A 13,615-nucleotide genomic window follows, 5' to 3' on the forward strand; every position below is an offset into this window, starting at 1 on the left:
GATGAAGACCCAGCCGCGGGTGAACAGGTCGGTGCCGATCACGGTCTTGTCCATCAGACGGCTGCCTCCAGGCGGGCAATGTCGGCGCCCCTGATGGCGTCGAGGTTGCGGCCGATCTTGTCCACCGGCCAGTTCCACCAGCCTGCCATCAGCAACCGCCGGATCGTCTTGTCGTCGAAGCGCATCTTCACCACCTTGGCCGCGTTGCCGGCAACGATCGCATAGGCCGGCACGTCGTGCGTGACAACCGATTTCGCCGCGACGATGGCGCCATGGCCGATTGTCACCCCGGGCATGATCACCGCATCCATGCCGATCCACACATCGTTGCCGACCACCGTGTCGCCGCGGATCTCCTTCGCCCATGTCTTCGGGTCGAAGCCTTCCTCCCAGCCATGGCCGAAGATGTTGAACGGATAGGTCGAGAAGCCCGACATTGCGTGGTTGGCGCCGTTCATGATGAAGCGCGCGCCCTCGGCGATGGCGCAGAACTTGCCGATGATCAGCTTGTCGCCGATGAACGGATAATGGTGCAGCACGCAGCGCTCGGCGAATTTGTCCGGTCCGTCCGGATCATCATAGTAGGTGAAGTCGCCGACCTCGATGTTGGGCGCGCTGACCAGTCCTTTCAGGAAGCCGACGCGCGGATGCATCGGGATCGGGTGCTTGATGTTGGGGTTGGGTCCGGTCATCGGCTGGCTCCGTCCACACTTGCAGCATACGGAGCTTAGGGACGGGCGGCGACCGGGTCTACCCGCGCTGTTGAAGCCGGGGTCCCGCGAAGCAGCGCGGTGACCCCGGCCTGCCGGACGACCTCCCAAACACCGGCGTCGCTGCGCCGGAAGCCGTCGCGGCTTCTTGGGGAGGACTGAGAAAGCTACGGACCACGCCGAGCCGTAGTTTCCGGGCGCCAACAAAAAACCCGGACGAGCCGGGTTTTTCGAAGACAATTGATCGGGCTGCCGGCTATTCCGCCGGCGAGGGTTTCTTGCGGAACAGCGCCGCCAGATTGTCCCACAATTCGATCTTGGCGCCTTGGCGCTTCATGATCACGCCCTGCTGCAGGATCGACAGCAGATTGTTCCAGGCCCAGTAGATGACCAGGCCGGCGGGGAAGCCCGCCATCATGAAGGTGAAGATGATCGGCATCCAGGTGAAGATCGCGGCCTGCGTCGGATCCGGCGGCGTCGGGTTCATGCGCATCTGCAGGAACATGGTGACGCCCATCAGCAGCGGCCAGACGCCGATCATCAGCATATGCGGCAGCGTCATCGGGATCAGGCCGAACAGGTTGAAGATCGAGGTCGGATCGGGCGCGGCAAGGTCCTGGATCCAGCCGAAGAACGGCGCGTGGCGCATCTCGATGGTGATGTAGAGCACCTTATAGAGCGAGAAGAACACCGGGATCTGCAGCGCCACCGGCCAGCAGCCGGCCAGCGGATTGATCTTCTCGGTCTTGTAGAGCTCCATCATCGCCTGCTGCTGCTTCATCTTGTCGTCCGCGTATTTCTCGCGGATTTCGAGCATTTTCGGCTGCACCTTCTTCATGTTTGCCATCGACGCGTAGGACTTGTTGGCGAGCGGGAAGAAGATGGCCTTGACGATGACGGTGGTGGCGAGGATGGCCAGGCCGAAATTGCCGAAGAATTTGTAGAGCGTGTCGATCAGCCAGAACATCGGCTTGGTGATGAAGTGGAACCAGCCCCAGTCGATCAAGAGGTCGAACCGCTTGATGTGGCGGTCCTCGGCGTAGGCGTTGATCTTGGCGACTTCCTTGGCGCCGGCGAACACCTCGGTCTCGACCGTCGCCGACTGGCCGGCATCGACATTGATCGCGTCGGTCAGGAAGTCTGACTGGTAGCGGTGGCGGCCGTCCTCGAAATAGGCGTAGCGCGGCTGGAACGGCTGCTTCTCGGTCGGCACCAGCGTCACCGCCCAGTATTTGTCGGTGATGCCGAGCCAGCCGTCGGTCGACTTGCCGGGCTGGGCCTGCTTGTCTTTCTCGATCGAGGCGTATTTGTGCTCCTGCAGGCCTTCCGTGCCGGTATAGCCGATCAGACCCTCATGCAGCACATAGGTGCTGGCGACGGCGGGCTTGTCGAAGCGGGTGACGCGGCCGTAATTGAACAGCGAGACGGGCGCCGTACCTGAGTTCTGCACAGTGTCGGAGACCGTGAACATATAGTCGTTGTCGACTGAGACGGTGCGCTTGAAGGTCAGGCCCTTGTCGTTCGTATAGGTCAGCGTCACCGGCGTCGACGGCGTCAGCGTGGCGTTGCCGTCGACCGTCCACACCGTGTCGGCGCCCGGCACCGCGCCGGTCTTGTCGTTGCCGACAAAGCCGATCTCGGCGAAATAGCCGTTGGGCAGCGCCGACGGGTTGAGCAGCTCGATCTCGGGCGAGTTCTTGTCGACGGTCTCGGTGTAGTGCTTGAGCTTGAGGTCGTCGAGGCGCGCGCCGGTGAGGTTTATCGAACCTTCCAGGCTCGGCGTGTCGATCTTGACGCGGCTGGTCGCGGCCAGCGCCTGCGCGCGGCCGGCCGCCGTCACGGCCTCGCCGCCAGGAGCGCTCGGAATGGCGCCGGGCGCGGGGGCCGGCGTGACGGCAGCACCCGGATTGGCCGCTTCGGCCGCCTTCTTCTGCTCGGCCTGCCGCTGTTCCTCGATGCGGGCCGCCTCGCGCTGCTGCTCGACGCGCGGGTTCATGTAGAACACCTGCCACAGCGTCAGGATCAGCACCGACAGCGCGATGGTGATGAAGAAATTGCGGTTGTTTTCCATCGAAGCCCTTGGCCTATCGTGTTCCGCGCAGTCGGCGGGAAAGCTCGGCCTTCAACTGGCCGAACGGAATGGCGAGCACGTCTTCACGCCCGACGATGACATAGTCATTGCCGGGCGCCATGTCATCGGCCGCGTGCGTGCGCACGGCTTCTCTCAGCCGGCGCCGGACGCGGTTGCGCACGACCGCATTGCCGACCTTCTTGGTGACGGTGTAGCCGACGCGCGGCGACAATCCGTCGCCACGGTCGAGAACCTCGACGAGGAAAAGCCGCCCGCGGCGCTTCTCGCCGCCGCGGACAGCCAGGAAATCCGCGCGCTTCAGAAGCCGCTTGGGATGTGCTCCCACTGGCTTGCCGGTTGCGGGCAACGATCTCGTCTTCCGTTCAGGCGCTGAGCCGCTTGCGGCCGCGATTGCGGCGGGCTGCGACGACGCCGCGACCACCCTTGGTGGCCATGCGAGCACGGAAACCGTGCCGGCGCTTGCGGACGAGTTTGGACGGTTGGTAGGTACGCTTCATTTGTTTTAATACCGCGGGGTGCGGCCCTTCTTGATTCTGTCACTCTGTAACAGGAGCTTTGCCGGGCCAGTTTAGGCGCGATCGAAACCGCGCCGGGACGAATGGCCCGAGCGTGAGCGGGCTTATAGAAAGAAGGGTTTTGGAAGTCAATCCGGCGCCGCTGCGCCCTTTGTCGCGATCGCGCGGTGGATGTTTTTTCTCCGGCAAGGATGAAATTGGCAAAAAAGCCGCAATCGCCTAATCTTCGCTATCAAGTGTTTGTGAAGACCCTGAAGCATGACTGAAGCCCAAGCCACGGACGACAGGGCCGGCGCGGCGAGCACCGCCGCCCGCACGGTGCCCCTGTCGCGCGGCCTGTCGACCAAGCTTCTTCTGCTCACCATCGTCTTCGTGCTCTTGGCCGAAATCCTGATTTTCCTGCCCTGGATCGCCAGCTACCGGGTGAGCTGGCTGAAGGAGCGGTTGGGCACGGCGGCCGCGGTGTCGATCGTGCTGGTGCAGGGCGAGCCCAACTCGCTCTCGCGCACGGCCCAGAACGACGTGCTGATGGCGATCGGCGCCAAGGCGATCGCCGTGCGCGACGGCGGCGTCTCGCGGCTTTTGGTGGTGTCCGAGATGCCGCCGCAGGTCGACGAGCACATCGACATTTCCAAGGTCGGCATGATCGACGGCATGACCGGGGCGCTCGACACACTGTTCTTCGGCGGCAAGCGCATGCTGCGCGTATTCGGCCCGGTCGGCGAGAGCGACAAGGAATTCGAGCTGATCATGCCCGATTATGCCTTGCGAAGCGCCATGCTGGTCTATTCGCGCAACGTCGCCTTCGTCTCGCTGCTGATCTCGCTGTTCACCGCCATGCTGGTCTATGCCGCGATCGACCTGATCATGATCGGCCCGATCCGCACCATGACGCGCTCGATGCTGTCCTTCTCCGAGGCGCCCGACGACCCCGGCCGCATTATCCGTCCCGCCGCCCGCGCCGACGAGATCGGCGTCGCCGAGCGCGAGCTGTCGCAGATGCAGGAACGGCTGCAGAAGATGCTTTCCGAGCAGAAGCACCTCGCCGATCTCGGGCTCGCCGTGTCGAAGATCAACCACGACATGCGCAACATCCTGGCCTCCGCGCAGCTGATGTCTGACCGCCTGCGGCTGGTCAAGGACCCGACCGTGCAGTCCTTCGCGCCGAAGCTGCTGCGCGCGCTCGACCGCGCCGTGTCCTATTCGGAAGGCGTGCTCGCCTATGGCCGCACGCAGGAGCCGCCGCCGTCGCGCCGCCGCGTGCGGCTGCGCCAGCTGGTCGAGGACGTGCACGGCCTGCTCGACATCGAGGAGGGCATCGATTTCGTCAACGGCGTCGAGCACGCCTTCGAGGTCGACGCCGATTCCGACCAGCTGTTTCGCGTGCTCACCAATCTCTGCCGCAACTCGGTGCAGGCGATGGCGGCCGACACCGAAAGCGCGGTCGTGCGCCGGCTGGCGGTCTCGGCCGAGCGCCTGGGCAGCGTCAGCCGCATCGTCGTCACCGACACCGGCCCCGGCCTGCCGCCGAAAGCGCGCGAGAACCTGTTCGCCGCCTTCCGTGGCTCGGCGCGCAGCGGCGGCACCGGGCTGGGGCTGGCCATCGCCTACGAGCTGATCCGCGCCCATGGCGGCACGGTCGAGCTGGTCGAATCGATCGGCGGGCGCACCACCTTCGCCGTCACCATCCCCGACCAGCCGGTCCGCCTCGACCAGGCCCGCGGAAGTCTGCGCCGACCGGCCTAGTCCGGACAAAAAGCACCTGCGACAAAACTTTTGCCGGATCGGCTTGCTTTTCGGAAATTCAGTCGTTAGGGAACACGTCTCGTCGCGGCCGGTCGTCACGATCGGATCGCGGGGCTATGCAAAGCATGGCCTGTTGCGCGCCCGTAGCTCAGCTGGATAGAGCACCAGACTACGAATCTGGGGGTCAGGAGTTCGAATCTCTTCGGGCGCGCCATTTCACCATCGACGCGTTGAACTCCTCCGCTAGGGCAACGAGTAGGTCGTCACCTACCCGCAATCCGACACCTCCTCAAACAGCTTGATGGCCCCTGGGTTGCCCCAGTTCGCGGCAGGCGTCAGGAGCTTCAATTACTTGAACTCAAACAGTTCAATCAGGTTGCCCGATGGGTCTTTCAGAAGTCTGGTTCGACCGGCCCCCGCTTCGCTGATTTCGCCCCTGAATTCGGCCCCATCGGCATTCAACCGGCTGATGAGCCCATCCAGGTCCTTCGTGATGATCATGAACCGGTTCCAGCCGCCGGGCTCCGGAGTGCCGCCGGCTGTTCCTCCACTACCCGCTCCCGGGGCGCTCAAATAGAGCGTCAGATCATCACGAACGAGCGCTGCGAACTTGCCGGGATTGTGCATGTTCACCGAGAACTCGAGTCTGTCGCGATAGAATTCGACCGACCTATCGACGTCCGTCACGATGTAGCGGATGGAGGCCATTGCGCGAGCTCCGTTTTGACCGCACAGCTTGACGTGCAAACGCGCGGATCCGCCTGGCGTTCCAACAGCACCCTGACATCGAGTTAACGGCGATCAGCGCGCAGGACAGGTGCACGGACGGTCTACGCTCACCTTCTTGACCGTCTCTCGACCTCCTGCGCGCCAGTTGACATATATTCAAGATAGATATATGTAACTTGCGTAATAGACACGAGACACGTCAATGAGCGAGACCGATTTCCTCAAGGACTACGACCCCAGCGCATTCCAGCGGCCGTCGGTGGCGGTCGACCTCGTCCTGCTGGGGCTGCGCGACGGGCGCCCCACGGTCCTGCTGCTCAGGCGCGACCAGCATCCGCACGCAGGCCGCTGGGCGTTGCCGGGCGGCTTTGTCGGCATCGACGAGTCCCTCGATGCCGCTGCCGCGCGGGTGCTGCGCGAGAAGGCCGCAATCGAGGGTGCTCGCCTCGAACAGCTCTACACCTTCGGCGCGGTCGATCGTGACCCGCGCATGCGCATCATCAGCGCTGCCTATCTCGTTCTGCTGACCGAGACGGCCTTCGCCGCGGCCGCGCGGGCGATGCCAACTTTGCTGCCCGCCGCGATCCATGTGCCCTGGGCCGGCGAGGCCGGCGGTCCGGTCAACGTGCTGTCGCCGGACAACGAAAAGCTCACGCTCGCCTTCGACCACGCTGACATCCTGGCGATGGCGATGCTCAGGCTGCGCGGCAAGCTCGATTATTCCGACGTCGCCTTCGCGCTGCTGCCGGAACTGTTCACGCTGCGGCAGCTCCAGGATGTGCACGAGGCGATTCTCGGCACATCGCTCAACAAGCCGGCCTTTCGCCGGCGGCTGCTCGACAAGGGCTGGTTGGCGGCGACCGGCGCCTATGAGGCGGGCACCGCCTACCGACCGGCAGAACTTTACCGTTTCCAGCGTCCGTAACCGATTGAGGGAGAGACTATCATGGCCACCATCCGCAACTTCGGCTTCATCGCCCAGCTCCGCAGCGAGGCGAGCAGCCACGTCATCCGCTATCGCGATGGTCGCGTGAAGCAGAGCGGCCGCGGCCTGGTGTTCTGGTTCGCGCCGGAAACCGCCAGCATTGCCGAAGTGCCGATGGACGACCGGGAGATGACGCTGTTCGTCAAGGGCCGCAGCCAGGATTTCCAGACCGTGGCCGTGCAGGGCACGGTCGGCTGGCATGTCGTCGATCCCGGGCGGCTGGCGGAGCGCGTCGATTTCAGCATCAATCTCAGGACCGGCAAGCCACAGGGCGAGCCGATCGAGAAGATACAGGCGCGCATCGCCGGCATCGCCAACCAGGCGGTGCAGCAATATCTCGGACAGGCGCCGGTCCGCGCGCTTCTCGACGCCGGCCCCGCCCCGTTGCGCGAGCGGCTGCAGGCGGTTGTCGCCGCCGACCCGGCGCTGATCGACATTGGCGTCGCCGCGGTCACCGTGCGGCTCACCAACCTCACCCCGACGAGCGAGCTCGAGCGGGCCTTGCAGACACCGACCTTCGAGGCGCTTCAGCAGAAGGCCGACGAAGCGACCTTCGAACGCCGGGCGCTCGCCGTCGAAAAGGAGCGTGCCATCGCCGAAAATGAAATGGCGACCAGGACCGAACTGGCGCGGCGCGAGAAGCTGTTGATTGCCGAGGAGGCCGAAAACGCCCGCAACCGCGCCACCGGCGCGGCGGAGGCGCAGCAGGTCGAGGCGGCCGCCGAGGCGGAGCGCATCCGCACCGTCGAGGGCGCCAGGGCCGAGGCCGAACGGCAGCGCATCGCCATCTACCGCGACCTGCCGCCCGCGATCCTGCTCGGCCTCGCCGCCCAGCAGCTCGCCGGCAAGCTGGAGAAGATCGAGCACGTCAACGTGACGCCGGACCTGCTCGCCACCGTGCTCGGCGAATTCCGCAAGAGCCCGGCGGTGATCGAGGCCCGCTGAGGGGGGCGAAGCATGGCGGCGAACCGACCCCGCGCGGTCTTCGTGACGCGCGAGACCGACTACGAGCTGCTGGTCGCGCGCCACGCGACGCGCGACCAGGCACGCTTCTTCCTGCAGACGCGCGGCCAGCGGCTCGAGGATGTCGAGGTCCGGCACGACAAGTTCCATGCCGTGCTGGGCGCGGCACGGGCCTCGGTGCCGGCGGATTGGCGCCAGACCCTGGTCAAGCGCGCCGACCTCGACCGCTTCCTGTTCGCGGCCGACGACGTTGTCGTGCCGGTGGGACAGGATGGGCTGGTCGCCAATGTCGCCAAGTACCTCGACGGCCAGCCCGTGCTCGGCGTCAATCCGGCGCCGGATCTCTATGACGGTGTGCTGGTCCGCATCGGCGTCGGCCGGCTGGGCAAGCTGCTCGCCGCCAGCATAGCCGGCAATGTCGGCATCGAATCGCGAACCATGGTTCAGGCCGAGCTCGATGGCGGCGAAACGCTCCTCGCGCTCAACGAGATCTTCGTCGGCCACCGCAGCCACCAGTCGGCCCGTTACCGGATCGAGGCGGAGGGCGAGGCGGAAAACCATTCCTCCAGCGGCCTCATCGTCGCCTCCGGCACCGGCGCGACGGGCTGGGCGCGCTCGATCATGGAAGCGACGCATCTCGACCTGTCGCTCGGCCGCGAAGAGCATGCAGTGGGCTTCTGGGTGCGCGAGCCGTTTCCGAGCGTCGCCACCGCCACGAATTTGCGCGCCGGCAAGATCACCGAAAGCCCGCTCCTCATCACATCGCGCATGAACGAGGGCGGCGTGATCTTCGCCGACGGCATCGAGCAGGATTTCATCGCCTTCGACTGGGGCAGGCAGGTCCAGCTGCAGCCGGCATCGCGGGCGCTGCGGCTGGTCGTCGATCAGTGACCAACAGCATGCTGGCGCGAGGTGGATGCCGCCGCGTCGAAGCCAGCAAGTTCGACGGGACGGCCTAGGGGCCGCCCCGCCTGCGTTGCCTTCCCGGTACGGACTAGTGGCCCGATCCGGCATGCCCACCGACCTGTTCGGCCGGTGATGGCGCCCTGCTTCCGTTCAGTCGATCGGACGGATATCCGCATCCGCCAGGCAGTAGGGCGCGTAGCGGAAATCGCGGATACCCGCGACCTCTTCGCCGCGCCACTCGACCAGCATGAAACCGCGCGCCGCGCCGTCCGGAACCTTCGGATCGCGGATCAGGATCGCCGGCCGGCCGTCGACAAAACCCAGCGACAATGCCCAATCGCTGACGCGGTCGTAATTGCCGAAATAGGTCGAGGCTTGCTTCTTGCCTCTGAGACGCGTGCGGTTGACGACTTCGAGCTGAATATCCTCGGCGATCAGCGCCCTGACGGCGTCGAAGTCGCGCGCGTTGAACAGGTCGACGTAGTGGCGCAGTCGCCGCTCGTCGTCGGCATCGAGCGCCGGCATGACGGCTTCTTCCGGCGCTGCTGCCAACGCCCTCAACTCGGCCCGCCCGCGATGCAGCGCCGCCTTGGTGGCGGCAAGCGTCGCGCCCGTCGCTTCGCAGGTTTCGGAAAGGCTGAGGCCGAGCACGTCGACCAGGATAACGGCGCTGCGCTGCGGCAGAGTGAGCTGCATGAAAGTGCGCAGGCTGGTGGCAGCTGCAAGCCTCGCCTCCGCGCTGGCGGAGAGGTCTTCCACTCCGGTCATATCGGCCTCGCTTAGGCGGGAACGCTCCCGCTGGCGGTGGCGCAGATAGTCCTGTGCCGCATTGTGGGCGATGCGAAACAGCCATTGCTCCGGACGGTCGACTGCGGCGTTGCCGTCGATCGCCTGCAGCGCCTTCAGCACCGTCTCCTGCACGATGTCCTCGCCGTCGATGACGGAGCCGGCCATGCGGGCTGCGTAGCGGTGCAACTTCGGACGCAGGCCGGCCAGCATCGCGTCCAGCGCCGCCCGGTCGAATTTCGATGACATCATTGCGTTCATTCCCGAGCAGGCTGCGGCACGGCGACGCCAGGAGGGCCGTGCCGGCACTGAGGTCAGGCCGGCATGGCCTCACTGGCATTGTCCAGCATACGATAGTTGCCGACGATTTTTGCCGCCGATCTGGCGAGAGCGCCGGAGCGCCGCTCGGCGTGGTCGGCGCTGAAAGCCTTGAAGGCGTCGAGCCCGGTCAGGGCGGCGCTGTCCTTGTCATACCCGACAAGATGCACGAACTCGCCATTCTCCAGCTCCAGAACGAGGTAGCGCACGGATAGCGGCTTCGTTTCGTCGAGCGCCTCGAACACCTTTGCAACCAGGGTACGGTTTTCGGCGATGCTTTCATCCTTCACGCCGTAGCGGATGAGATTGTAGCCCATTGTCATCTCCTTTTCTGGGTTTGCCCACAAAAGACGTTCCGCAGCATCGAAAAGATTCTCAAGGTGGCCCGAATCTTTCTGCGCGTCTGCGTCGTCTTTCGTCCGTCGAGGCCGCGCGGCGGCCTCCGCGATGAGGAGAGACATCATGCATATCCAGTTTGCCGAACTTCCGGTGTTCGACCAGGACCGCGCCAAGGCGTTCTATACCGATCACCTTGCCTGCCAGGTGATAGCCGACCAGCCGATGGGCGAGGGCGGCTGGCGCTGGATCGAGCTGGCGTTTCCCGACGCCGTCACCAACCTGCATTTTGTCAGACGCGCCGACGAGGCGCCGGGGGTCGACCCCGTGCTGGTGCTGGTCGACGACAACGTCGAGGGCACGTTCGCATCGCTGAAGGCGAAGGGTGTCGAAATCGTCACCGAGCCTCAGGAAGCTCCATGGCAGCCTGGCCGCACCGTCGCCGAGTTCCGCGACAGCGAGGGCAACCGTATGGTGCTGGCAAGCCGGTAATCTGGACGCATGCCCTCAGGTTGCAATGTCGGATTGTGGGATCAAGCGAACACGCCCGCCGCACCCGAATTTGCTACGCAAGGCGATAATCCGCGGGTCGTCTAACCCCCAAGCTGTTGCAGTTTGCGACAGGCACGCCTTACGCCTTCACGGCATCTCTCGCGACATCTCTCTTTGTTGCCATCCCTGCATCGTCCAACGGATTCCTGCTTGGCAGGTGCGGTCGTTTCCGCCGAACGATTGGCGGAAGGCTCGTTGATCGGCAGCGAGGCTTGCGGCTTGCGACTGACTTTCCTTGTTAGGGTTTTCTTGCGTGGCGGCGAAGGTGCTTGGAACTTGGCAATTCGGCTCTTCGCTATTTCGATGAACGCACCATTCGGAAATGCCGCCAGATAGGCACGATACATGGAGACATCGGATGTATCCTTGATCGATTTCCAAAACTCGAGGTCTTTCGCCGTATTGATGTCTGGCTGAGGAAGCTCTGACGGAGACTGATTATTGAATGTGGGATCTGGGTTGAATGAGAACCCCGGCTCCACCAAGGACGAATTGCTCCAGGGAACCTGCCTTCCAGACGTCGCGTTCATGACGTCCAAGCGGACGCGACGCATGAGAATTTCAATGTCGATCGAGGGAGTCTTTATGCGCTTCACAAGAGAGTCTGCAAACGGGCTATGATTGACGGCCCCATCGAGAGCGACATTGCCCGGCTGTGTTGCAAAGCCGATGAAGACCCCCCTGCCGGCATCCAGCGCTCCCAGCCCCTTTTCTATCGCAAAGCCGCGACTCTGACTCTGTCCACTTAGTTGCTTGACGAAAGGATTGTCCCGACAGGCATCGAGAAGGACGATGGCGGTATTTTCCTCGGCCGTCATGGCTGCGATAATGTCTTGCAAGCGCTCAGCCTCCAGAGCCAAGTCGGCCGGACGGTGAAGGGCGGCATCAACAGGCAATAGGTAGTTTTCTCCGTTCGCTTGGAGCCCGTGTCCGGCGTAGTAAAAAAGCGAGACATCACCCGGCTGCAAGTTTCGCCTGAATTTTCCGATGAGTTCCCTGAACGTTGAGGCGTCGGCATCCAGGCCAAGCGTGACCTTAAACCCCGTCTCTTCCAAAATTCGAGCGATCGCATTCGCGTCATTCACCCCGTTGGGGAGCGATGGCGCATAGCGGTAGGCGGAGTTGCCGATGACAAGTGCATATCTGTGACTGCGCTGACTGATTTCGGCCTCAGAGGACGCAGGTGTCGACAAGCCAGCCAGAAAAAGAAGGCACGCGCACAACAAGCAAATCTTGGACATTGCGACGTTCCCGAGGAACGAAGAATGTTAGCATCTGTTAATGCGCGGGGGTACCCACACAAGAGATGGTCTTGCTTGCGAAATGATGCGGCAAACGAGGCGCGCCCGACGTCACGAGCCTGCGGGAACGCCGTCGAACGTTCAGACCACCGCGCCGCCCGCCGACCGCCCGGCGCTGCGGCCGGAGAAGATGCAGCCGCCGAGAAACGTGCCTTCCAGCGCCGCGTAGCCGTGCAGGCCGCCGCCGCCGAAGCCGGCGGCTTCGCCGACCGCATAGAGGCCGGGGACCGGTAGGCCCCCGGCATCGAGAACGCGGCTGTCGAGATCGGTCTGCAGGCCGCCGAGCGTCTTGCGGGTGAGGATGTTGAGGCGCACCGCGATCAGCGGGCCGTTCGCCGGATCGAGCATCTTGTGCGGCTTTGCCGTGCGGATCAGCTTGTCGCCGAGATAGGCGCGCGCGCCGCGCAGCGCCGTCACCTGCATGTCTTTCGAGAACGGATTGTCGAGCTGCCGGTCGCGGGCGCGGATCTCGCGCTCGACCTGGGCCTCCTCCAATAGCGGTTCGCCGCCGGCCAGCGCGTTCATGCGCCTGACCAGCGTCGAAAGGTCGGCCTCGACGATGAAGTCCTCGCCCTTCTCCATGAAGGCTTTCACCGGGCCGGGAATGCCCGACGTGGCGCGGCCCAGCACCTGGCGCCAACTCTTGCCCGTCAGGTCCGGGTTCTGCTCGGAGCCCGACAGCGCGAACTCCTTCTGGATGATCTTCTTGGTCAGGATGAACCAGGAATAGTCGAAGCCGGTGCTCATGATGTGGCTGAGCGTGCCGAGCGTGTCGAAGCCCGGATAGAGCGGCACCGGCAGCCGCTTGCCGCGCGCGTCGAGCCACAGCGACGACGGGCCGGGCAGGATGCGGATCGCGTGGTCGGTCCAGATCGGCGCCCAGTTCTTGATGCCCTCGACATAGTGCCACATGCGGTCGCGGTTGATGATCGAGCCGCCGGCCGCTTCGGTGATGGCCAGCATACGGCCATCGACATGGTCGGGCACGCCGGTGATCATCCGCGATGGGGCCTTGCCCAGGCGCTCGGGCCAGTTCTTGCGCACCAGCTCGTGATTGGCGCCGATGCCGCCGGAGGCGACGATCACCGCTTGCGCGTGAAGTTCGAAATCGCCGGCGATGTCGCGCGCGCTCTTGCGGCCGCGCTCGACGCTGCTTGGCTCGAGGATGTCGCCGCGCACGCCATCGACGGTCGTGCCCGTTCGCGTCAGCTCGTTGACACGATGGCGGAATTTGAACTGGACAAGCCCGCGCATCGCCGCCTCGCGGACACGCAGGACGAAAGGTTCGAGCACGCCGGGGCCGGTGCCCCAGGTGACGTGGAAGCGCGGCACCGAATTGCCGTGGCCGATGGCGTTGCCGCCGCCGCGTTCCGCCCAGCCGACGAAGGGAAAGAACTTCAGCCCGCGTTCGATCAGCCAGGAACGCTTCTCGCCGGCGGCAAAGCCGACATAGGCCTCGGCCCATTTGCGCGGCCAGAAATCCTCCGGGCGGTCGAAAGCGGCGGTGCCCATCCAGTCCTCGAGCGCGAGGTCGTGCGAATCGCGGATGCGCATGCGTCGCTGCTCCGGCGAGTCGACCAGGAACAGCCCGCCGAACGACCAGAAGGCCTGGCCGCCCAGCGACTGCTCCGGTTCCTGGTCGACGATGATGATCTTCTTGCCGGCCTCGGCCAGCT

The 13,615-nt window shown here is 64.5% G+C and carries 14 protein-coding genes and 1 tRNA gene; 6 read left to right on the forward strand and 9 right to left on the reverse strand.

All coding sequences use genetic code 11. The features are described from left to right. Positions 1-53: 53 nt before the first annotated feature. The 4 genes from EN780_RS14600 to rpmH all read right to left on the reverse strand — a co-directional run bounded on the left by EN780_RS14600 (position 54) and on the right by rpmH (position 3,299). Complete coding sequence (locus tag EN780_RS14600) at positions 54-692, reverse strand: CatB-related O-acetyltransferase (protein ID WP_127311061.1); 639 nt, start codon at positions 690-692, stop codon at positions 54-56. Between the two features lie 274 nt (positions 693-966). After that, positions 967-2,781, reverse strand: coding sequence for a membrane protein insertase YidC (yidC, locus tag EN780_RS14605; protein ID WP_127391942.1), 1,815 nt, complete (start codon positions 2,779-2,781; stop codon positions 967-969). A 13-nt stretch (positions 2,782-2,794) separates the two neighbouring features. Then, a complete protein-coding gene (gene rnpA, locus EN780_RS14610; protein ID WP_127391941.1) occupies positions 2,795-3,148 on the reverse strand; it encodes a ribonuclease P protein component in 354 nt (117 codons plus the stop codon). A 16-nt stretch (positions 3,149-3,164) separates the two neighbouring features. Next, positions 3,165-3,299 (reverse strand): 50S ribosomal protein L34, encoded by a 135-nt coding sequence (rpmH, locus tag EN780_RS14615; protein WP_008833937.1) that lies wholly within the window; start codon positions 3,297-3,299, stop codon positions 3,165-3,167. 276 nt (positions 3,300-3,575) lie between these two features. Here rpmH and EN780_RS14625 point away from each other — a divergent pair, with 276 nt between their 5' ends. Next, complete coding sequence (locus EN780_RS14625) at positions 3,576-5,063, forward strand: HAMP domain-containing sensor histidine kinase (RefSeq protein ID WP_127286822.1); 1,488 nt, start codon at positions 3,576-3,578, stop codon at positions 5,061-5,063. 137 nt (positions 5,064-5,200) lie between these two features. Continuing rightward, positions 5,201-5,277, forward strand: a tRNA-Arg gene (locus EN780_RS14630). 134 nt (positions 5,278-5,411) lie between these two features. Here the strand turns inward: EN780_RS14630 and EN780_RS14635 are convergent. Continuing rightward, positions 5,412-5,771, reverse strand: a complete 360-nt coding sequence (locus tag EN780_RS14635; RefSeq protein ID WP_127391939.1) for a VOC family protein — start codon at positions 5,769-5,771, stop codon at positions 5,412-5,414. Positions 5,772-5,994: 223 nt separating this feature from the next. On the opposite strand from EN780_RS14635, the gene EN780_RS14640 reads away from it, so the two are divergent. Genes EN780_RS14640 through EN780_RS14650 form a run of 3 tightly spaced genes read left to right on the forward strand, consistent with a single transcriptional unit; the run spans position 5,995 to position 8,631 of the window. Beyond that, positions 5,995-6,717, forward strand: a complete 723-nt coding sequence (locus tag EN780_RS14640) for an NUDIX domain-containing protein (RefSeq protein WP_127391938.1) — start codon at positions 5,995-5,997, stop codon at positions 6,715-6,717. Positions 6,718-6,738: 21 nt separating this feature from the next. After that, positions 6,739-7,722 (forward strand): SPFH domain-containing protein, encoded by a 984-nt coding sequence (locus EN780_RS14645; protein ID WP_128274430.1) that lies wholly within the window; start codon positions 6,739-6,741, stop codon positions 7,720-7,722. A gap of 12 nt (positions 7,723-7,734) precedes the next feature. Further along, a complete protein-coding gene (locus EN780_RS14650; protein ID WP_127391970.1) occupies positions 7,735-8,631 on the forward strand; it encodes an NAD(+)/NADH kinase in 897 nt (298 codons plus the stop codon). A 165-nt stretch (positions 8,632-8,796) separates the two neighbouring features. On the opposite strand, the gene EN780_RS14655 is transcribed toward EN780_RS14650, so the two are convergent. Together EN780_RS14655 and EN780_RS40645 are read right to left on the reverse strand one after the other, a co-directional pair. Next, positions 8,797-9,684 carry an RNA polymerase sigma factor gene (locus tag EN780_RS14655; protein WP_127391971.1) on the reverse strand — a complete coding sequence of 296 codons (888 nt, stop codon included), beginning with the start codon at positions 9,682-9,684 and terminating at the stop codon, positions 8,797-8,799. A gap of 62 nt (positions 9,685-9,746) precedes the next feature. Continuing rightward, the gene (locus EN780_RS40645; protein WP_245493326.1) at positions 9,747-10,211 is read right to left on the reverse strand and encodes a hypothetical protein; all 465 of its coding nucleotides are present in this window, start codon (positions 10,209-10,211) and stop codon (positions 9,747-9,749) included. 1 nt (position 10,212) lies between these two features. Here EN780_RS40645 and EN780_RS14665 point away from each other — a divergent pair, with 1 nt between their 5' ends. After that, positions 10,213-10,578, forward strand: a complete 366-nt coding sequence (locus tag EN780_RS14665) for a VOC family protein (protein ID WP_127391972.1) — start codon at positions 10,213-10,215, stop codon at positions 10,576-10,578. A gap of 101 nt (positions 10,579-10,679) precedes the next feature. Here the strand turns inward: EN780_RS14665 and EN780_RS14670 are convergent, their stop codons facing one another. After that, positions 10,680-11,879 (reverse strand): caspase domain-containing protein, encoded by a 1,200-nt coding sequence (locus EN780_RS14670; RefSeq protein WP_127391973.1) that lies wholly within the window; start codon positions 11,877-11,879, stop codon positions 10,680-10,682. A gap of 141 nt (positions 11,880-12,020) precedes the next feature. Next, the coding region (locus EN780_RS14675) for an FAD-binding dehydrogenase (protein WP_128274432.1) at positions 12,021-13,615 on the reverse strand (1,595 nt) is incomplete at its 5' end.

It is taken from the genome of Mesorhizobium sp. M4B.F.Ca.ET.089.01.1.1, from assembly GCF_004022605.1.
GTDB lineage: Bacteria > Pseudomonadota > Alphaproteobacteria > Rhizobiales > Rhizobiaceae > Mesorhizobium > Mesorhizobium abyssinicae.

Excerpts from the sequence above, each read along its gene's own strand:
- EN780_RS14600 (WP_127311061.1), bottom strand. The coding sequence starts at position 692 with ATGACCGGACCCAACCCCAACATCAAGCACCCGATCCCGATGCATCCG.
- yidC (WP_127391942.1), bottom strand. The coding sequence starts at position 2,781 with ATGGAAAACAACCGCAATTTCTTCATCACCATCGCGCTGTCGGTGCTG.
- rpmH (WP_008833937.1), bottom strand. The coding sequence starts at position 3,299 with ATGAAGCGTACCTACCAACCGTCCAAACTCGTCCGCAAGCGCCGGCAC.
- EN780_RS14625 (WP_127286822.1), top strand. The coding sequence starts at position 3,576 with ATGACTGAAGCCCAAGCCACGGACGACAGGGCCGGCGCGGCGAGCACC.
- EN780_RS14635 (WP_127391939.1), bottom strand. The coding sequence starts at position 5,771 with ATGGCCTCCATCCGCTACATCGTGACGGACGTCGATAGGTCGGTCGAA.
- EN780_RS14640 (WP_127391938.1), top strand. The coding sequence starts at position 5,995 with ATGAGCGAGACCGATTTCCTCAAGGACTACGACCCCAGCGCATTCCAG.
- EN780_RS14645 (WP_128274430.1), top strand. The coding sequence starts at position 6,739 with ATGGCCACCATCCGCAACTTCGGCTTCATCGCCCAGCTCCGCAGCGAG.
- EN780_RS14650 (WP_127391970.1), top strand. The coding sequence starts at position 7,735 with ATGGCGGCGAACCGACCCCGCGCGGTCTTCGTGACGCGCGAGACCGAC.
- EN780_RS14655 (WP_127391971.1), bottom strand. The coding sequence starts at position 9,684 with ATGATGTCATCGAAATTCGACCGGGCGGCGCTGGACGCGATGCTGGCC.
- EN780_RS40645 (WP_245493326.1), bottom strand. The coding sequence starts at position 10,211 with ATGTCTCTCCTCATCGCGGAGGCCGCCGCGCGGCCTCGACGGACGAAA.
- EN780_RS14665 (WP_127391972.1), top strand. The coding sequence starts at position 10,213 with ATGCATATCCAGTTTGCCGAACTTCCGGTGTTCGACCAGGACCGCGCC.
- EN780_RS14670 (WP_127391973.1), bottom strand. The coding sequence starts at position 11,879 with ATGTCCAAGATTTGCTTGTTGTGCGCGTGCCTTCTTTTTCTGGCTGGC.